We start from the raw sequence: 19,403 nt of genomic DNA, 5'->3' as shown, positions 1-19,403 counted from the left end.
TCCTGTAAAACGGGAAGACTTCGCCTTTGAGTGTTACGGTGAACCGTACAATAAGTAAATGAGGTTTTTGAAAAGAAAAGGGACGGGGCTTGATCTTCCTTAGTAGGAAGCTCAAGATCCGTCCTTCTTAATAAACCACAACTGGGTCGTAAGTATTAAGGTTATCATACACGGTTTTCATAATACTAGGTGGTGTGTTGACGCAGCCGCCTGAACCATTTGATAGATAGGCATTACCTGCCCAGTTTGATCGCCAGCTGGCATCGTGGAATCCTTGCCCGCTGTTTGTAAACGGAGCCCAATATTTTACCTCAATGGCATAATCAGCTTTACCTACTGCACTGCCTTTAAGCGTGTATGGTGTTCGTTTAAAAAGGATATACCAAACTCCAGGAGACGTATCTTCACCGGTGCTATGTTTTCCGGTCACGACATGCGTTGTAACAGCTAATTTTCCATTTCTATATATCCATATACGCTGTTCGGCAATGGATACTTCAGCATACGTGTCGCCAATTCCATTATTTGCTGTAGTTTCATAGCCAATCCCTTCATTCGTCCACCCATGACCGTAAATATTAGATGCCGAAATGGATGTTTCGCCGTTTTCAAAAGCTTCCTGAACAAGTGCTGCTTCTTTCTCAGCATCTAATGCCCAGCCATAGCCTTGCCCTTTTACCGAAATGACCTTTCCTGAATGGGTCTTAAATTTGAAATTTTTATTTAATGTTGATTGAGAGCCATTTATTTCATCTATTTTTTTCTGAATGTCACTTGCGGTGATGCTCACATCATTATCTTTTGAAATCGTAGCATCTTTAATTAATTCACTAGCTTTTAACGTATATACTTTGTCCTGCACTTTAAAATCCACTGTTCTTTGCAGGAAATCCTTATACTTATTCTCTTCTTCTTTTATAATCGGATTATCCTCTGCGATTGGCTGTATGAATGCAGTTTTCAGATGGATATCACTCGTATATTTCTGATTCTTATAATCTTCTAATATAGCGGCGATATCATACTGTTCTCCCTCACTACTATTGGAGATGACAATTTTTCCTCCTTCCAATTTCACCACTGCATCTTTGGGAGCTTCTAAGCTCTCATTCATGGATAGGAGCTTTTCTTCTAGTTGCTTTGTCATCGTTTCGCTACGAAACTCATCCGTCTTTTTCGGCATCAACCAATAACCTTTTTTCTCTGAGGATGGAAAAAAGGTCCACTGGCTTTTCAATAGTTTCTTAATCTCAGGTGTATCTTGATTTGAAAATGCCATTTCTGTCTTTTTTTCATCTAAGATGAGTTCTTCTCCTACATAGACTCTGTTTGTTAACGTAGTTGTCTTTAATTTATTTAATGCCTTATCAGCAGTCAATCCACCGACTTTTACATCATTAATCGTAATCTGTGAATTGAACCGGGTTGCCTGATAATAGCTAAGCCCCGCAAATATTAGTGCAATAACCACAATGGTTATTCCAATTCCAATAAATAAACGGTTTGATCGCGGTTTGGATCGCCTTCCCCGTCCTTTATTAAGTTCTACAACTGGTTCTCTTAACGCACTCATTAACATTCCCTCCGCTTATTGGTAACCCAGATATTATGTTAAAATAATGGATTTTTTCAAAAGACTTTTGATCATTTTACATTACTATTAAAACTATTACTATTATATTACAAAACTTTATTTGTGGAATGTGTCGTATTTTGTTTAAGTAATAAATTTATTTATATTTTTAATTGAAAAAAATAAAGCTTGCGTAATTTTAACTTTTGCAGGGTTTTAAAAGGACATATTGAATATACATATGAAAGAAATAAGAAAGGTGTTAAAAAAATGGACTACGAGATTATTAAAGCGGGTTTGGATCACGAAGAAACACTTAAGAACTTATTGCAATACTATATTTATGATTTTTCTGAGTATATTGAGGCACATGTTGAAGAAAATGGGAGATTTAGTGAATATCCTTTGAGCGACTATTGGACAAAGGATGATCATTTCCCATATTTAGTTAGGTTGAACGGACATAACGCCGGGTTTGTCCTCGCAAAATGGATTAAAACAGACACTAAATCATACTTTTTAATTTCTGAATTTTTTATTATGAAAAAGTATCGAAGAGAGGGTTTAGGTAAAGTAGTCGCTAAAGAAATATTTCGTTTACATAGAGGGAAATGGGAAGTTTTCCAAATCGAAAAAAATAAACCTGCACAATTATTTTGGAGAAACGTAATTAATGAATACACAAGTGGACAATTCAGTGAACGAGTAGGAGAAGGAAGAGTAACACAAGTGTTTGTTAGTTAATTCAATTTTTTAACTGTGTTGTATTAATATCCGCTATGCTAGAAGTAACTATGCTTCACGAATGAAACTTAATAGTATATGCCGATAAGTCTCGGCCATAGGAGGAAAATATGATTAAAAAATATTTATATCGTATTGTTCCTCCTTTACTTTTTCTCTTCTTCATTGTATTGGTAATGAATGGTTTTTCATTAGAATCGATCGTACGTGAGTTCTATCATCCTCAAATAATTGAATCAAAAATAGATAGTGATTTTTTGAGAAAAGTACAAAAGGTCAATATCTATTTGCCTCCAAAGTATAACAAGGATCACAAATACCCTGTTCTTTACCTATTACATGGAAAAGATAGTAACGAGCAGAGCTGGTTTAACGGATTTTTAGGAATAAATGCTGCTAAGATTGATCAAACAGCGGATCGTCTAATAAAAGAGCAGAAAATCAACCCTCTGATTATTGTTAGTCCAATGATTGATAATAGCTATGGAATAAATACATCCACCATTACTAAAAAGATTGATGATCATGATGAAGGGCTATACAAGGATTATATTATTAAAGAATTAATTCCTTATATTGATTCAGAATATTGTACGATTCAAGACAAAAGTGGAAGATTTATAGGGGGTATATCAATGGGTGGATTTGCTGCTTTACACTTAGCTTTCGTTCATAATGATCACTTTAGTAAGGTCGGAGGTCATAGTGCGGCAATAAGGACCGATGAAAAAGCTGGTTCAGGCATCAATTGGTTATTTAGCAACGGGAATAGTAGAGAGCAAATTGACCCGCTGTATCTATCTGAAAGCCTGGAAAAAGAAGACATCTCAGTATACTTAGACCATGGGACAATGGATCATGATTGGCTTGTTGAGGGTAATAAAGCTTTGTATATGAAACTAAAAGAAAGACAAATCGATGTCCAATATGTAACTAATCTAGGGGGACACGATTATAAATACTGGTCAAGTAATACGGAACGTTATTTACTGTTCTATGCTGGTAAAAGAAGTGATAACGCTAAATAAATAATATGATAGTGAATGGTGATTGTTTTCTATTAAAGAAACTTATCACTCATAAGAACGTATCAATATTAAGACTTTTTTTGTTCAGCTAACAAAGCAGTAAAGTGATGTAACTTAATAGTATTCAGGGAATTTTTAACGAAAAAACAAAAGGGGGAATATGACGAAAAAAAATCCAAGTATAGAGGATGGGGTATTGCCTTAGGAGCCGGGATAGGGGCTGCGTTTGGTGTTTCTTTAGACCGATTGGCTATTTGGTTTCCTGTAGGTGTGGCATCTGGCTTGTTGTTAGGACATTTTTTAAGTGGAAGAGGGGCAAACTGATGATTGAATTAAACTCTGTTGAGGAGTGGAAAGGTATCTTAGATCGGTCTGATAATCAGCCTTTTTGGTTACTAAAACATAGTACAGCATGTATGATTAGTGCAAGAGCATACAGACAAGTGGAAGGTTATATGAAAATTAGAAAAAGCAAAGAAATGGACATGTATGTTGTAAAAGTAATCGAAGAACGCCAAACTTCCAACCAAATTGAAACAGACATGAATGTGAAACATGCATCTCCTCAATTGTTGCTGATTAGAAATAAAGAAGTCCTGTGGGAGACATCTCATTGGAACATTACGAAGAAAAGAATGAAAAAGGTTTATGAAGATATGTTGATGGATTGAACGAATGGATGCATCAGTGAGAATACAAAAACAAAAGTGCAATTCATTAGCGAAGTCCTTTTTATTTGTAATTCAATAATCAACAATATTAATTAACACAGTCATAAATGATAAAAACCAAACACCGATAAAATACCGGCATCGACCAATATGTGAGAATAAACTGCTCATTTAAAACTGCTGGTTTTGTACCGAATTATGGACCAGATGATTCCCATTAAAAATAGGGATATGTACATTTGATATGAACTAGAAAAGACTCCTCACAACAATGGATGGCTTAAAACGAAAAATAATGTGGAGTATATGTTGTTGTTTACCCAAAATGGCAACGTACTACCAGCATTCAATATTAAACCTCTCAAATATCCTTCTTCAAACCATGGATAGATTAGTGCAAATAAAAAGTTGAAAATACGGTTAGCGTTGGGTAATCCAATCGTAATCTAAAATTAGGAATATTAATCAAAAGCCGTAAACTAATCGAAAATGGATATGATTCAACCACTTTCGATTAGTTTACGGCTTTTTAAACCTAGCTGCTTTTAATTTCCAGTTTTCCATTATGAAACCGCATGTTGTTCTTCTATCTGGCTTCGAAATATTCCATTTCGCCCGTTGTTTTTAGCTTTATAAAGGGCCTTGTCACAAGTAGTATAAAGATTTTCCAGTTGTGTATATTGATTTGGAATAACGGTGAGGACGCCTATACTAATGGTATATGTCACCGGAAGATTTGGACTGATTACTTCATTAAACGTTTGAGTAATTTGCTGGGCAATCTCGTTCGATTTGCCCTCATCCTTTCCAGGCATAAGGATTCCAAACTCATCGCCCCCATAGCGTACAAACAAATCGTCTTTACTTAAATATTGCTTAATTCTAGTAGTAAGATCCTGAAGTACTTGATCTCCAACTTGATGGCCATAAGTATCATTAATTGTTTTAAAACTGTCTACATCAAAAAGAAAATAGGAGAGAGGTTGTCCTTTCTTAGCATAATTTATGAGATACTGTTTCGCATTTTCTGTAAAGGTTCTACGGTTCAACGTACCTGTTAAATCATCATAACTGGCTAAACGAACTAACTCGGAGTCTGATTTTTCCTTTATTAACAGGAAAAATCCTATATTCCCCAAATTGATTAAAAGATAAATAGATAGTAAGGAAATCAACTGGTAGCTTCCAGGCGTATAAAAGCTTGTCGAGATAGAAGATGATAAAAGAGCGGTCAGCCCTCTAACCAAATTACCTGCGATAAAAAGGAGATAAAGACTACCAATCGTCCTCATAAGTAAGGTAGGGACTTTCCCAATAACCATCCGATAAACCGGGAATAATATTGCCATAGTTATAAAGGAGCAATAGGCAATTCGTACGTATTCTTTGTTATAAAAGAGAAAAATGAGTAGAAAACCAATAATACCAAATAGATTCATAAAAAAATAGAACATCTTGGTCTTATTACGGAGACCATTTTGAAGACTTAATAATGCTATTACTTCTAAAGACATTCCTATAAATAGCAGGGAGTTAGCCAAAAAGATGGATAGAAAGTCGGGAATTTCTCCGCGATAAACCATACAAAACAATACGATTGTCTGAAAGCTTTTTGCGATAAAAAAGGTTTTTGTCGTTGCACCCTTTGTATGATTAAGTCCATATACAAAAATAAGGATTATAGTAAATAAATAGCCTATACCAAGTAAGAGAATAATGGTTTTAGTATCCAAAAATATATTCAAAAAAATCACCAACTTATGAGCGAAAATTCAATCACTATGATTGTAACAGAAGTAGGAGCCTCTATATACTTCTTTTTTTAGAAATGTAGTCCTCACATATTGCACTATTGGCTGCTATAAACTTGCCTGTACTTCAAAATTGTCAAAGATGGATAGTCTAAAAATATATTTAATACATTAGGGTATTCTACATCATTATTACTACCGTACATTGTATTAATATCGTTTCGCGCTTTGGTCTATATCTGTCTTTAAAAGAGGAATACGTAGATTGGTGGTGAATAGGATAGTGATCATTAATTAGTGTATGGTGGGAAATACCTTTTTTAAAAGAAGACTTTGCAATAAATAATGACCATTAAAAACAATATAAGAATGGGGGGATGTGATGTTATATAAATTTGTCTGCTTATTGCTTCTTTGGGGAATGATTGTATTTACGGTAATGCAAGGGAACGAGCTTGTTTGGGGAATATCTGCATGTATTTCAATCTTATCCATGCATTTTATTTCCAAATGGTTGAAGATCGGTGGATTTTCAAAAATAGGATTACCCTTTAATAGAGGTTGGTTCGGTTATTTAATGTCTGGGTGTCTAATCGGTATTATCTTTCAAGTAATTCGATTTTTATTAATGTATAGTACAGGTGCTTATGAAATACGGTTTATATCCCAAGATTGGGGCTCCTTAATTATATCGACAATGATATTATTAGTTTCCACAGCTTATGTTGGTTTTGCAGAGGAAATCGTTTTTCGAGGTTATGTAATAAATATGCTGCCATCCTATAGGTCAAAGCTTACCGTTATTATTTCTTCATTATTATTTACCTTAGCGCATATGATTGACGGTAACTTTGAACTTTCAAGGATCAGTTTTCTTTTCTTAATGGGACTATTTTTTGCGATTTGTTACGTTTTAACAAGGTCCATATGGTTTGTTGCAGGTATACATTGGTTTTGGGATTTTACTTGGTTTTATCTTGGTGCTGATGGTGGATCATCTAGCTCAAAAATAGTTGATGTTACGATAAACCCTCATATGCATTCATATTATGAATGGTTCGATGTGCTATTGGTTATATGTTTGCTATTGCTTCTTGCACTTGTGCAGAAGACGGCCATAATGAAAAGATCGGGGATCCCAATGTGAAAAGGGATAAAGAACTAAGCAGCTTGATAGCATCTTAGTTCTTTTAGTTTCTTGATTAAGTTTTTTAAAATAATAAAAGGATTACATTTTCCTTTTTCAATTTTTCATTATATAAGACTGAATCATTTATTTCTTAGACAGTTCTATACTAAGCCCTTCCTCCATCATTTTATTTCCCATCCCCCTATAAAATTCGACTGCTTCATGACTAACATCCTTAACCATTTTACATAGTTCAATCCCAAAAGAAACAAATGCATGCCCTTGAGCGGTTAGGATATTTTTGTTCCTAACCGTTGATTGATAACAATAATGATCCTCCTGAAAGCAGCCAAGAAAATTTCTTTGTTCTTTTGCTAATGTAACCGTATAAGGAACTTCTGTTAAAACTCCAGCTTTAGCCAATACGTAGACACCACTGCAAATTGCTGCGGTTACTTTTCCGGCCTCTACAAATTCTTTTGTAATATCATATAAACGGTTAGATTCAAACTCGACAATCGGTCTTAAATCCCCACCAGGTATGATGAGAACATCATACTTTTCAATCACTAGTTCATCTATTGTAAAGTCTGGTAAGGTTGTCAATCCAGCTTCTGATTTAATCGCCTTCTTCTCAAGTCCAAAGGTGTCCACGTCATGAGAGTTTCTTAACATGGAGATGGCTACAGCGATTTCAAATTCACAATATCCCTCAAAAATAAATAATAATGCTTTTTTTCTAGTCATGTACTTGCCCCTTTTGTTAATAAGATTAAGCTTCCCATTTAAAAAACCTTGCCCCAACCGCAAATGTTACAACCGCCCATAATGCGAGTATGCCAATATTCAGCCAAAATTGAGTGTGCATGATGCTGAGACCGTAAATCATGCTATCACGAATGCCATTTGCAAAGTAAGTGAGTGGAGAGATGATAGATATCGGCTTAATATAGCTTGGCAGTATGGATAGTTCGAAGAAAATACCGCTTAAAAACATCATAAGAAAGCTGAAAATATTTGCAAGTCCCATATAGCCATCCATCGATTTTGTAAATGCTGTTATCATAAATCCGAAAGCAGAAAAAGTAATCGTTCCGATGATAAAAATAATAATAAAAGAAAGGATGTTTACATGTAACGAAGCTTTGAAAAAGAGAACGCCGATTAAAGTAAGTAGCACAATTTGAACAATGGAGAGAATAAGGCGCACTAGTGAAATGCTTAAGCCGAAAGTTTTCATGGTGATGGGTGTCAGCATTAATCGCTTTAATAGCCCATTACGTCGCATTTCGATTAGACTAACCATCCCGAAAAGCCCTGCTTGTGCGATAGATAGAGCAATCATACCGGTAACAAGGAAATCAGTATATTTTAGCTGATCACTGCCTGATGAAACATATTCTGTTTTCATGGAGAGCTGTGGTGTCACCCCGGCCATTTGATAATTCGTTTCTTGCAGAATACTGTTTACAATCCCGCCCATTATTTGACTTAGTGTGGAATTTTCCTTCTCTTTGTTCAGTAATAGCTCTACTGATTTTGCATCAGGACTTGTAGGAAGCAAAATGGCAGCATCGATCTTTTTATTCTTTAGCCATGTTTCTGCTTGTTTCCGGCTAACTGGTGAATCCTCTTTCCATGTCAGCATCGGGATATACTTTAAAGTTGTTTCTAGGCTTGTGGCAAGTTCATTCGGTTCCTCCATAACTGTTACAATATTAGCCTCAAAGGAAGTGTCGTCGCCATTTACCCCAGCAAAAACGGTTAGAAAAATAACCATCAATAAGACGGGAAAGGCAATGGACCAGCCCCATACTGCTTTTTCGCGAAAAGTGGATTTAAAATTAGCTTCAAAAAGCTTCCGAAACTGCTTCATCGATTTAATCCCTCCACTCTTTCCCTGTATATGAGATAAAAACATCTTCAAGGCTCACATCTTTAATTCCAATCTGTTCAACTTCGATATGATTGTCTGTCGTGTACTTGAAAAGATGATATAACGATTGTTCTGGATTTGCTGTTGAAAAATGAAGGGTGTTCTGCTCAGATTTTACTTTTGTTACTCCGGGGTATTCCTTCACGACATCGACTAATTCTTTAGCATCTTTCGTCATTTCCGGAAAAGAAAGGTGAATTTCACGTTCATTTGATAAATGTTGGATTAAATTTTGAGGTGTATCTAAGGCAATGATTTTTCCTTGGTCAACAATACAAACACGGTCGCTTAACTTTTCTGCTTCTTCCATATAGTGCGTCGTTAATATGGTCGTTTTCCCCAAGCTTTTTAGTTTAAGTACAATATCCCATATATTTCTGCGTGCTTGTGGGTCTAACCCTGTGGTCGGTTCATCAAAGAATAAAATATCTGGATCATTGACGAGTGCTATACCAATGGCAAGCCGTTGTTTTTGTCCACCTGATAAAACCTTTACTCGTTTATTGCGATGTTCATTTAAATTGATGATGTCTAACACTTCGTCAATGGGTCGTGAACGTTTATAAAGACCGGCAAATACATCTAAGCTTTCATAAACGGTAAGTAAGTCAAATAGTGCACTTGTCTGCGGTTGAACCCCGATGATTTGCTTAATTCTTTCAGAATCCTTTTTCCAGTTCATTCCCATTAATTCGATTTCTCCCATATCAGGAGATTGTAGCCCTTCAATCATCTCTAGTGTTGTCGTTTTACCCGCACCATTTGGGCCAATAATCGTAAAGATTTCCCCGGCCTCCACTACAAAGCTAATCGAATCCACAGCTACCACTGATTTAAACGTTTTCCGAAGGTCTTTCACTTCCAATATGGGCACCCTTTTAATCCCCCTTATACAAAATAATGGAAAAATTTTACATGGTTAATTGTATTCCCGGGAGTGGGAAAATTCAATTTATTTTTTGTAATTATTAAATTAGGATTACGCAATTTTAACATTCAGATGCAACCCTATTGCATACAATAAAACATATTTTAAACATATTATATATTCAATCTACTGCTTAACATTGTATAATTTTCAACTAGTATAAATAATTTGGAAGTTTTTCAAATAAATAGTTTAACGAACTGTTTTCGCTGGGCTGTTTTTGTTTTATGATAATGTCAGAAGGTGGAAATTTTATGTTTTGAATACTAAAGAATTTCCCTTATGGAACTAGGAACCAATGAAATCGATATAAATGTGATATTAGGAGGCTTGGCTAATGCTTTTCAACTCCCCTGATTTTATATTTATCTGTTGATAGCTTCAGAACTTAATGTTAGACATTTTTTGGATATGATTAATCAGGAGGAGTAAACGTGAAAGAGAAAGCAATAGTAAATAGAAGGTATGATATTGACTGGCTTAGGAATCTAGGGATTTTATTGTTATTTCCATTTCATTCGGCCCGTGTTTTTGATTATTGGGATCCATTTTATGTGAAAAATGAGAGTTTGAGTTGGGGGTTAAGTTGGTTTATTGCGACGACTAGTTATTGGTTTATGCCATTATTATTTTGGTTAGCTGGATCAGCGAGTTGGTATGCTTTACAAAAACGATCTAGCTCCCAATATTTAAAGGAACGATACGAGCGTTTATTTATTCCACTCATTTTTGGTGTTTTAATCATTGTTCCGCCGCAAGGATATTTTGCATTATTAAACCATACTGGTGAAGCTGGAAATTATTTTTCATTCTTAAAAGGATTTTTTGTCGACTTCAGTGATTTATCTGGATATTTCGGAACATTTACGCCCGCCCACTTATGGTTTATCCTTTATTTATTTGTACTGTCAATCGTTGCATTACCACTATTCACCAGATATATGAAATTAAGTACAGTAAAAATAAATAAGTTTAATCAACTATTTAGTAAACCGTTCGTTTTCATTTCTTTTATCATCGCGTTACTAATAACACAAGCTCTACCTGCTCCTGGTGGTCAAAATCCTTTTTATTTTCTCTTAATATTTATTGTTGGATTTATAGCTACTAGTGATTCTAGGTACCAAAAAATGTTTAATCGAGTCCGTTTTAAAGCTTTCATATCAATAGTCATATTGATACCCGCTTATATCGTACTCATAACTGTATATCCAGATGTACAAAAATTTTCAGCCATCGATATATTCAAGGCTTTATTACTAACTATGAATATGTGGCTGACTTTAGTTGTTATTTTGGGTTATGGAAATAAATTTTTAAATTTTCCTCATAAAGCTATTGCTTATATGAATGAAGCAGCATTCCCAATCTATATCCTTCATCAAAGCATCTTAGTAATCGTGGGATATTATATTGTAAAATTAAACTTTGGCATTTTTCCAAAATTCTTCATGATTATGATCGCGACTCTAATAGCTTCATTTTTGCTTTATGAATTTGTTATTAAGCGACTTGCAGTGGCAAGAATGTTGTTCGGGATAAAGGTACGTAAAAAGGATAAGATACAAAATCAAAATCTAAATGTTTATAAGTAAATTGAAGAACTGAGCACTTGAATTCTGCTCAGTTCTTTTGTTTTTTATGAGGATGGCTATTTTCACTGCCGCTATAAAATTTAGATGGAACACCACGAAATTCAAGGGGAGGGGAGAAAAAATCCCCTCCTTAACATCGGAAATTCCCCGTATGATAACCATATAAGCTTTATATTGGAAAAAGAGCGAGACCATACTATTCTGCTTTTTAAAAAACAGTATATATGACGTTTATAGGCTAAACAAACTATTTTTACAGTAGATTTCTCACGGAAAAAACATATATTTTTTTGCTAGCATTCTTTCTAAATGGTAATTTATTCATATAAATGGAAATATTTAAAAGAATTGTGGTGTAATATGTCCTATTTAGTATTTAATGATGAAGTTAAAAAACAATCCTATTATGAGAGTTATGATCTCGCACTAAAACAATGGAATGTGGAAACGGAAAGTTTGTATATAGATACATCATTCGGAAAAACGCATGTTATAGTATGTGGGCCAGAGGAAGCTCCTCCACTTGTATTAATTCACGGTATGACCGTAAGCTCTACGATGTGGTTGGCTAATGCGCCTATTTGGAGTCAACATTTTAGAGTATTTGCGATTGATATGATAGGTGATTTTGGAAAAAGCGAATGTACGAAGCCCATCTCTTCCTCGGAGCATATTGATACTTGGCTAAATGGAATACTGGATGCTTTAAATTTAAATGATATTTTTCTAGTTGGTCACTCAATGGGAGGCTGGGTTTCTTTACAATTCAGTTTGAATTCTAACCGTGTAAAGAAATTGGTATTACTTGCTCCCGTTATGAGTTTTGCTAGCCTAAATTGGAAATTCCCTTTTAAATTATTTCCAGCTATGACAGTGAAAAACTCATTTTTTTTTAGAGGATTGTATAATTGGATGTATGCGAAGCAAAATGAACCTGATGAAATACTATATCAACAATTTTATAAAGGCTATAAATATGGAAAAATTCAATTGCGAGTAGTACCGAGAGTGTTTGAAAGCCAGGAATTAGAGCGGTTAGATCCTGAGACGCTTGTCCTAATTGGTGAACAAGAAGTAGTTTATTCATCTACTAAAAAAGCCATTGATTATGCAAGTAGTTTTCCAAAAATAAAAGCAAAATTAATCCCTTATTGCTCTCATTGTCTACCTGCAGAACAAAAAGATATCGTTAATACATTAGTAAGTGATTTTTTATTAGACTAATATAAAAAGCAGCAAGAACGTGGTTTGAGTTGTACACGTCGTTGCTGCTTTTCCACTTTTTTTTCCTTATTGATTGTACTGAATCGATTCGTCACAGCAACTATGGTAAACAAGCATGGATTTCTTTAAGCGTGGTCATTGCTTTTTCCTCTAAGCTCATCAACTCTTTTACAATCGCAATACATTGTTCTTTATCTTTCATTTCAACGACAGGCGGCTCCTCATACGGATACATGCTATTCAAAATTTTATACCTGGAAGAAATCTCGCTGTATGTAGAAATTGCCTCATCGATAAGTTGTTCGTTTATTGAAGGAACCTTCTCTTTTATCTCTGTTAGGAATGTAATTGCGTGATGTCTTCCTTCATTTAAAATCTCGACGAAAAGGCTAAAATAATATTTGTTAATATCATTGTTTTCCATTGCCGTTAACCAGCGTTCATAAGCTTTTTGTCCAACAAAATATGTTTTACCTTCCCAATTGTAAATCCCTTCTTCGTTCAATCGAATTACATATGTAAGAGCTTCTTTAAAAGCAGTCATTTCGTCAACAGCTTCGATCGGGTTAGCCCAATGTAAAGAAATAAGACCGCCCATCGGGTTTTCGTATCCAGATGCTTTTCGAGAATTCACGCAGTTGATACAAGGACAAAGACTAAGACCTAGTGAGTTCCAAGGAATCACATCTTCACTGTGTTCATACCCTGTATGCCATGAATGGGTATAATAACCGATGTCATCATAAGCATAGACAATGGAAGTTTGGTTTTGGATATCAATGTTTTTTGCAAATACGGGTTGTTTGGCGTTTAATGCTACTCTTGCTTTCTCCCATGCTTCCGCTTGTAAGTTTTTAAAGTTTTCCCCTTCAGCATAAACATGTAGACCATTAATCTCTACACCTATATTACGAGCAAGTTTAAAAATCTCTTGCTCTGGAGGTCCAGCATTTGGTTTAACTAAACCTTCATCCAGTACATGTAAAAAAGCATACCCCGTCATGCCGTATATCCACGATGTCGATACAGGGATTTCGTAATAGTCTATAACAGACTTAATCGCGCCTATTAGAGAAGCATCCAATCCGCTAAATTTGTAATTTTCTAGCCTAACCGTTTTGTTAGAGTCTAGTAGAATATCGTCTTGCATACATACACCTCCAAATAGAATTTCCAAACTGTTATGCCCAACCACCCCAAATATCAATTTTATTTCCATCGGGGTCTTTTATGGCAAATGTCAATCCACATCCTTGGTTATCTTGAATATCCTCTACTTCAATTAGGTTGGCACGTAGTTTTTCATGCAATTGTTTGATATTTGGTACCTCTAGTGTTAAAACGCATTGTTCGTTTCCATCTACTTCAAAATAAGTAAGGTTAAAGGTAGTAGCCACCTTGATTAAAAATATGGTCTGTTCGGATGATATTTTCAGTTGTGCCTGTGTGGAATGTTCATGTACCTCTTTTAATAATTCTAAATGAAGGTTTTCTGTATACCATTTAGCTGATTCGTGGATATTGGAAACGGGTAGATAAATACAATTAATCCCTTTTACATATGAAACGGTTTGTTGCTGTACCATTTTAAAAACCCCCTCATCAAATTTAGTTATGGACTTGCAGTTTGTTTCCGCTAGGATCGTAGAAATAAAAAAGGTGCTGTCCGTTATCGTCTTGAATGGGTTCAACTTGAACACCATTATGTGATAAATGGTTATGTAAATCTTTTATTCTAGATGTGGTAAAACCGACTGAAAACTCTGGCAAGCAATTGATTGTAAAGTCCACGAGAATCCTTGTCAGCTTCTACAAGCTGTTTAGTCGAGGTGTTAACTTGTCCTTTATAAATTTCCATTTTTCGAAAAAAGCTGGATAAGACATTTCATTGTGACATATCTTATCTAGCTTTTTGGCTTATATTCAACTAAAAACGAACAAAATATTAATCTACAATAATTTATAACTTCCATCTCAGTCTGTTTTTCTTACTGAAATATTTATTTAAAAAAGAGTGTTTTTTGCTATCATTTGTTTAATAGATGGATAAATTCACGCATAAATCCTGGCAAATCGGGCCAAGCATGCCCGGAAACAAGGTTTTCGTGTACGTGCAAGTGCTCATCAATATACGTTGCGCCGCATGCTTGTACATCCGGTTTACAGGCAATATAGGCTGTATATTCTTTTCCTTTCATTAAATCGGGGACGACGGAAAGGACCTGCGCCGCATGGCAGATAGCGCCTACTGGCTTATTTTCCTCGAAGAAATGGCGGACAATGACTGGAACAGATTCATCTAGACGGATATATTCCGGTGCACGTCCTCCAGGTATGATTAGTCCATCATATTCCGTAGGATCCACATCCACAAAAGCAACATGAGAATCTAAACCATACGCTGGCTTTTCCACATATGTTTCCGTTCCCTCGACAAAATCATGACTTACTGTATACAGCTTTTTGACAGAAGGTGAAGCTATGGTTGTTTCGAACCCCTCTTCCAAACAGCGATAATAAGGATAGAACACTTCTAGTGCCTCTACTGCATCACCAGTAATGATTAACACTTTTTTGCTCATGAACATACCTCCATTATCAATTTTAGTCGTTCAATATTGTGCTATCGCTCCATGGTGTCACATAATATGTATTCCACAATAATAAGGAATAAACCTTCAATTGATAAAGTTGAATTTTTGATTAATTCATAAAAAAGAACGGAACGATGCAGCACATAGGCTGATGGACATGCTGAATAATTTGCCATATTCCGGATATGATAATACTGACTTTTGTTGTTATATTGACTATGGATAAAGTCAAGATAGAAATATCTAAATTGTATGTAGCGACAAATGTTCCTAGTGTAATAATTCTTAAGTGACATCGGAGGGAATAACATGGTTAAAGACTCAGAAGCACATAAAAATAATCGAAATGGTAAAGAAAAACGACCAGATGAACAGCAAAAGAAAAAAGGTAAATCTAATGCCAGAGGCACAAGGAGCTAAAGCCTTCGTGTTATGAACAATAAACTATAATACCAATTTTATTCTTGAGCAAAGAACGCTCCTTTCTAGAGGGGAGTTCTTTGCTCTTTTTGTTAAATAAGTTTGACCTATACTTCATCGAGAATAAAGGCGCAATTCCCGATGAAAATAGATTATTGATGAGTTTCGTCACGAATCATCATTACAGGATTCAGGAGCATAATTGAAAAGCAGTTACATCATGAATACAGTATCCCCTCAAAATGAATCTTCTCTCGATCCACTTTTTACTTTCATGATTTTTATATAAAAAAATATTGTTTTTACATTCAATATGTGTAAATATATATGTCAAGACACCTGTAAACTATTTGGAGGCTTTCATCATGGAAATGTATGATGTGCTTATTGTTGGAAGTGGGGTTGCGGCTTTACAACTTGCCACTTTGTTAAGACGTGATAAGAAAGTGATGATTATCACAAAGTCTACAATAAAAAATGCCAATTCTTATTTGGCGCAAGGTGGCATAGCGGCCGCTATCGGGCTAGGGGACGACCCTTTGAAGCATTTCGCCGATACTCTTGAAGCGGGAAGATTTCACAATAACGATGCTTCAGTTCGTGAAATATTGAACGAAGCGCCATCACTAATTAGCGGCTTCTTTAATCTTTTTGATAAGGATCAAGATGGGGCTTTACACCTTGGACTGGAAGGAGCTCATAGTAAAAGTCGAATCGTTCATAGTGGCGGCGATGCAACAGGAAAGCATTTAATAGAGCACCTGATTAGGAATCTAGCAGGAAATATAACAGTTGAAGAGAACATTTTTGCTTACGAGTTAATCGTAGATCAAAATCAGAAGCACTGTATTGGTGTAAAAGCCAAAAACGAAAAGGGCAATATTCAATTTTTTCATGCTAATTATGTCGTTCTTGCGACTGGTGGATGTGGGCAAGTTTATTCCTTTACTTCCAATGCTCCCACCGTGACAGGCGACGGGATAGCGATGGCGTATTTGGCTGGTGTAGAAATTGTAGATATGGAATTTGTGCAATTTCATCCAACCCTTCTATATAAAGACGGGGAAACGAAAGGGTTGATTTCAGAGGCAGTTAGAGGGGAAGGAGCGATTTTAATTACTGAAGACGGAACTCCGATTATGGAAGGCATCCATCCATTAAAAGACCTAGCTCCAAGACATGTTGTTTCCCAAACTATTTTAAATGTTATCGAAAGGGGACATGAAGTTTACCTGGATATTAGGAATATCAAAAACTTTGAAAATAGGTTTCCTTCAATTACAGTTATGTGCCAAAAAAGTGGAATTGATCTTTCAGAGGGAAAAATTCCAGTCGTACCAGGCAGTCATTTTTTAATGGGGGGCATCAAAACGGATTTAATTGGTCGCTCCTCTCTAGAAGGACTGTTTGCAATCGGCGAGGCTTCTTGTACCGGTCTCCACGGCGCCAATCGCTTGGCGAGTAATTCTCTTTTAGAAGGGCTTTATCAAGGGAAAAAGCTTGCGGAATTCATTAATTCAAATCCAAAAAAATACCCAATTCCGGAGTTTACTAAGCCGTGTCAAACACAACATGTTAAAAAAACATTCCTCCTAGATGTTGAAACCTTAAAGGATACGATGATGAAAAGAGTCGGTATCGTCCGATCTATAGAACTTTTAGAAAAACAAATAGATTGGCTGAAACAGTTAAATGTAAATGAATTATCAATCCTTGATTCTTATTCAGTACAAGATATTCAAGCTATTTTTATGTATATCAATGCTTGCCTGATCACGGAAGCAGCATTAACTAGGACAGAAAGTCGCGGTGGGCATTTTAGAAGTGATTTTCCATATGAAGATGAGATTTGGTGCAAGAAACTAATCATTCAGAAGCATAAAGGAGAAGTGGAGATCTATCATGAACAAGGTGAAGCTGCGCTCGTTAATTGAGCAATTTTTTATTGAAGATATTGGAGAACGGGATGTTACAACAGATTTGATTTTTTCAAACAATCCAAAAGGGGAAATTGTTTTTCTTGCGAAAGAAGACGGGATTTTTTGTGGTGAGGACATCATTAAGACGGGTTTTCACGTTTTAGATTCTCAAATTGAAATTCAGTTATTTGTCAAAGATGGTGAACTAATTGAAGTAGGACAGCAATTAGCTGCTGTGTCAGGGGAAGTTTCAGCTCTTTTAAAAGGAGAGAGGGTTGTTTTAAATCTTGTTCAGCGTATGAGCGGAATTGCGACATTAACACGAAAAGCAGTAGAAACGCTTGATAGCTCGTTTACGAGGATTTGCGATACGAGAAAAACAACACCAGGCCTTCGAATGCTTGAAAAATATGCTGTTCGTACTGGTGGGGGATATAATCATCGTTTTGGTCTTTATGACGGTGTCATGATAAAAGATAACCATATATCATTCGCTGGCTCTATCAAACGTGCGGTGGAGTTAGTGAGAGAAAACGCTGGCCATATGGTGAAAATTGAAGTGGAGACGGAGTCAAAAGAGCAAGTAATAGAAGCGGTCGAAGCGGGTGCAGATGTCATCATGTTTGATAATCGTACTCCTGAAGAAATAAAGGAATTGATCAAGCTAGTGCCTGCACATATTGTAACGGAAGCGTCCGGAGGGATAAATTTAAACAATTTGGCTTCCTATCGCGATTCGGGTGTTCATTATATTTCTCTTGGTTTTTTAACCCATTCATTTAAAGCGCTTGATATTAGTGTCAAAGTTGCCGTTGAAAAATAACAATAGAGAGGAACGTTCAATATGACAATGATTGAAACCAAAAGCCATATTATTGAAGATATTCAAGAATGGAAGAAAAAACGTAATGCTATTTTGCTCGCTCACAATTATGAACTTCCAGAGATTCAAGATATTGCCGACGTGTTGGGGGATTCCCTTGCGCTAGCACGTGCTGCCGCGGAAACTTCAGCTGATGTGATCGTGTTCTGTGGTGTGCATTTTATGGCAGAAACCGCCGCTATGTTGAACCCTGAGAAAACGGTGCTTCTTCCAGACCTTGACGCAGGCTGCTCTTTAGCTGATTCGATTACAGCAGACCAGCTTCGCGAATGGAAAGCCGAGCACCCTGATGCCGTAGTCGTTGCATATGTGAATACAACTGCTGAAGTGAAGGCACTAAGTGACTATTGCTGTACTTCTTCCAATGCTGTCGACATTGTCCGATCGATCCCCGAAGATAAAGAGATCCTTTTCTTACCGGATATGTTCCTGGGATCTTTTGTACAGCGTGAAACAGGTCGTGAAAACATGCACATTTGGATGGGAGAATGCCACGTGCACGCAGGAATAGCTCCGGAGCATGTAGACGACGTTCTTACACAACATCCAGAAGCCGAGTTGCTCGTCCATCCTGAATGCGGCTGTTCTACTTCCAGTATGTATTTAATGTCAGAGGGTATTTTGCCAAAAAATAAAACTCATATTTTATCTACGGGCAACATGCTCAAACACTCTAAACAATCGCAGGCAGAAGAATTCATTGTAGCAACAGAAGTAGGGATTATTCATCAAATGCAAAAACAAAATCCTGAAAAACGATTCATTCCGGCAAATCGGACTGCCGTTTGTCCCTTTATGAAAATGATTACACTTGAAAAAGTTTTAGATGCTTTAAAAGAAAACAAGCATATTATTACGGTTCCAGAGGAGACAGCTGAAAGAGCGAAACTTGCTATTGAGCGTATGATTTCGATTGGGTAAACAAAAGGCAGTCATATTATTATGCGTACAGGAAATAATAATTTAAAGTAAACTTCAAAAAAAGCTATCTATTCTACAATTAGAATA

General features: G+C 36.0%; 19 protein-coding genes. 10 read left to right on the top strand and 9 right to left on the bottom strand.

From position 1 onward, the window contains the following. Positions 1-127 precede the first annotated feature (127 nt). Positions 128-1,579: a L,D-transpeptidase family protein gene (locus tag KHA93_RS16160; protein ID WP_213111678.1), complete on the bottom strand. Its 1,452-nt coding sequence runs from the start codon at positions 1,577-1,579 to the stop codon at positions 128-130. 264 nt (positions 1,580-1,843) lie between these two features. Here KHA93_RS16160 and KHA93_RS16155 point away from each other — a divergent pair, with 264 nt between their 5' ends. From KHA93_RS16155 to ytxJ, 4 genes are all read left to right on the top strand, one after another. Beyond that, positions 1,844-2,317: a GNAT family N-acetyltransferase gene (locus KHA93_RS16155; RefSeq protein ID WP_213111677.1), complete on the top strand. Its 474-nt coding sequence runs from the start codon at positions 1,844-1,846 to the stop codon at positions 2,315-2,317. Positions 2,318-2,427: 110 nt separating this feature from the next. After that, positions 2,428-3,345, top strand: a complete 918-nt coding sequence (locus KHA93_RS16150) for an alpha/beta hydrolase (protein WP_233711192.1) — start codon at positions 2,428-2,430, stop codon at positions 3,343-3,345. 117 nt (positions 3,346-3,462) lie between these two features. Beyond that, positions 3,463-3,669, top strand: coding sequence for a glycine zipper domain-containing protein (locus KHA93_RS23950; RefSeq protein ID WP_490710553.1), 207 nt, complete (start codon positions 3,463-3,465; stop codon positions 3,667-3,669). After that, positions 3,669-4,016, top strand: a complete 348-nt coding sequence (ytxJ, locus tag KHA93_RS16145; protein WP_213111676.1) for a bacillithiol system redox-active protein YtxJ — start codon at positions 3,669-3,671, stop codon at positions 4,014-4,016. Before KHA93_RS23950 ends, ytxJ begins: the two co-directional genes overlap by 1 nt. 263 nt (positions 4,017-4,279) lie before the next feature. Here the strand turns inward: ytxJ and KHA93_RS23870 are convergent, their stop codons facing one another. Together KHA93_RS23870 and KHA93_RS16135 are read right to left on the bottom strand one after the other, a co-directional pair. After that, a complete protein-coding gene (locus KHA93_RS23870) occupies positions 4,280-4,432 on the bottom strand; it encodes a CPBP family glutamic-type intramembrane protease (protein ID WP_432806352.1) in 153 nt (50 codons plus the stop codon). A gap of 147 nt (positions 4,433-4,579) precedes the next feature. Then, entirely contained in the window at positions 4,580-5,761 is a 1,182-nt protein-coding gene (locus KHA93_RS16135) for a GGDEF domain-containing protein (protein WP_213111675.1), read from the bottom strand. Between the two features lie 388 nt (positions 5,762-6,149). Between KHA93_RS16135 and KHA93_RS16130 the strand changes: the two genes are divergently transcribed. After that, complete coding sequence (locus KHA93_RS16130) at positions 6,150-6,914, top strand: CPBP family intramembrane glutamic endopeptidase (protein ID WP_213111674.1); 765 nt, start codon at positions 6,150-6,152, stop codon at positions 6,912-6,914. A gap of 126 nt (positions 6,915-7,040) precedes the next feature. Here the strand turns inward: KHA93_RS16130 and KHA93_RS16125 are convergent, their stop codons facing one another. From KHA93_RS16125 to KHA93_RS16115, 3 genes are read right to left on the bottom strand one after another with little or no spacing between them, the layout of a single operon-like run. Next, on the bottom strand, positions 7,041-7,643 hold the full coding sequence (locus KHA93_RS16125) for a DJ-1/PfpI family protein (protein WP_213111673.1): 603 nt from the start codon (positions 7,641-7,643) through the stop codon (positions 7,041-7,043). Positions 7,644-7,668: 25 nt separating this feature from the next. Beyond that, positions 7,669-8,772, bottom strand: a complete 1,104-nt coding sequence (locus KHA93_RS16120; protein WP_213111672.1) for an ABC transporter permease — start codon at positions 8,770-8,772, stop codon at positions 7,669-7,671. Between the two features lie 4 nt (positions 8,773-8,776). Continuing rightward, positions 8,777-9,706 carry an ABC transporter ATP-binding protein gene (locus KHA93_RS16115; RefSeq protein WP_213111671.1) on the bottom strand — a complete coding sequence of 310 codons (930 nt, stop codon included), beginning with the start codon at positions 9,704-9,706 and terminating at the stop codon, positions 8,777-8,779. A 488-nt stretch (positions 9,707-10,194) separates the two neighbouring features. Between KHA93_RS16115 and KHA93_RS16110 the strand changes: the two genes are divergently transcribed. Beyond that, the gene (locus KHA93_RS16110) at positions 10,195-11,355 is read left to right on the top strand and encodes an acyltransferase family protein (RefSeq protein ID WP_213111670.1); all 1,161 of its coding nucleotides are present in this window, start codon (positions 10,195-10,197) and stop codon (positions 11,353-11,355) included. 309 nt (positions 11,356-11,664) lie between these two features. After that, complete coding sequence (locus KHA93_RS16105; RefSeq protein WP_213111669.1) at positions 11,665-12,579, top strand: alpha/beta fold hydrolase; 915 nt, start codon at positions 11,665-11,667, stop codon at positions 12,577-12,579. A 100-nt stretch (positions 12,580-12,679) separates the two neighbouring features. Here the strand turns inward: KHA93_RS16105 and KHA93_RS16100 are convergent, their stop codons facing one another. From KHA93_RS16100 to KHA93_RS16085, 3 genes are all read right to left on the bottom strand, one after another. Beyond that, entirely contained in the window at positions 12,680-13,729 is a 1,050-nt protein-coding gene (locus tag KHA93_RS16100) for a hypothetical protein (RefSeq protein WP_213111668.1), read from the bottom strand. Positions 13,730-13,760: 31 nt separating this feature from the next. Beyond that, on the bottom strand, positions 13,761-14,165 hold the full coding sequence (locus KHA93_RS16095; RefSeq protein ID WP_213111667.1) for a VOC family protein: 405 nt from the start codon (positions 14,163-14,165) through the stop codon (positions 13,761-13,763). 441 nt (positions 14,166-14,606) lie between these two features. Further along, entirely contained in the window at positions 14,607-15,161 is a 555-nt protein-coding gene (locus KHA93_RS16085; protein ID WP_213111665.1) for a DJ-1/PfpI family protein, read from the bottom strand. A gap of 797 nt (positions 15,162-15,958) precedes the next feature. Here KHA93_RS16085 and nadB point away from each other — a divergent pair. From nadB to nadA, 3 genes are read left to right on the top strand one after another with little or no spacing between them, the layout of a single operon-like run. Further along, a complete protein-coding gene (gene nadB / locus KHA93_RS16080) occupies positions 15,959-17,527 on the top strand; it encodes an L-aspartate oxidase (RefSeq protein ID WP_213111664.1) in 1,569 nt (522 codons plus the stop codon). Next, positions 17,496-18,335: a carboxylating nicotinate-nucleotide diphosphorylase gene (nadC, locus tag KHA93_RS16075; protein WP_213111663.1), complete on the top strand. Its 840-nt coding sequence runs from the start codon at positions 17,496-17,498 to the stop codon at positions 18,333-18,335. The genes nadB and nadC overlap by 32 nt, the downstream gene beginning before the upstream one ends. 27 nt (positions 18,336-18,362) lie before the next feature. Continuing rightward, complete coding sequence (nadA, locus tag KHA93_RS16070; protein WP_233711191.1) at positions 18,363-19,316, top strand: quinolinate synthase NadA; 954 nt, start codon at positions 18,363-18,365, stop codon at positions 19,314-19,316. Positions 19,317-19,403: the final 87 nt, after the last annotated feature.

This window comes from Lederbergia citrisecunda (assembly GCF_018343695.1).
Taxonomy (GTDB): domain Bacteria; phylum Bacillota; class Bacilli; order Bacillales; family Bacillaceae_C; genus Lederbergia; species Lederbergia citrisecunda.
Note: the sequence above shows the minus strand (reverse complement) of the source record. Positions and strands in the feature narration are given on the sequence as shown.

Coding starts and splice junctions, on each gene's coding strand:
- KHA93_RS16125 (WP_213111673.1), bottom strand. CDS start 7,643: ATGACTAGAAAAAAAGCATTATTATTTATTTTTGAGGGATATTGTGAA.
- KHA93_RS16085 (WP_213111665.1), bottom strand. CDS start 15,161: ATGAGCAAAAAAGTGTTAATCATTACTGGTGATGCAGTAGAGGCACTA.
- KHA93_RS16150 (WP_233711192.1), top strand. CDS start 2,428: ATGATTAAAAAATATTTATATCGTATTGTTCCTCCTTTACTTTTTCTC.
- KHA93_RS16160 (WP_213111678.1), bottom strand. CDS start 1,579: ATGTTAATGAGTGCGTTAAGAGAACCAGTTGTAGAACTTAATAAAGGA.
- KHA93_RS16130 (WP_213111674.1), top strand. CDS start 6,150: ATGTTATATAAATTTGTCTGCTTATTGCTTCTTTGGGGAATGATTGTA.
- KHA93_RS16105 (WP_213111669.1), top strand. CDS start 11,665: ATGGTAATTTATTCATATAAATGGAAATATTTAAAAGAATTGTGGTGT.
- nadC (WP_213111663.1), top strand. CDS start 17,496: ATGAACAAGGTGAAGCTGCGCTCGTTAATTGAGCAATTTTTTATTGAA.
- nadB (WP_213111664.1), top strand. CDS start 15,959: ATGGAAATGTATGATGTGCTTATTGTTGGAAGTGGGGTTGCGGCTTTA.
- KHA93_RS16120 (WP_213111672.1), bottom strand. CDS start 8,772: ATGAAGCAGTTTCGGAAGCTTTTTGAAGCTAATTTTAAATCCACTTTT.
- ytxJ (WP_213111676.1), top strand. CDS start 3,669: ATGATTGAATTAAACTCTGTTGAGGAGTGGAAAGGTATCTTAGATCGG.
- KHA93_RS16100 (WP_213111668.1), bottom strand. CDS start 13,729: ATGCAAGACGATATTCTACTAGACTCTAACAAAACGGTTAGGCTAGAA.
- nadA (WP_233711191.1), top strand. CDS start 18,363: ATGATTGAAACCAAAAGCCATATTATTGAAGATATTCAAGAATGGAAG.
- KHA93_RS16155 (WP_213111677.1), top strand. CDS start 1,844: ATGGACTACGAGATTATTAAAGCGGGTTTGGATCACGAAGAAACACTT.
- KHA93_RS16095 (WP_213111667.1), bottom strand. CDS start 14,165: ATGGTACAGCAACAAACCGTTTCATATGTAAAAGGGATTAATTGTATT.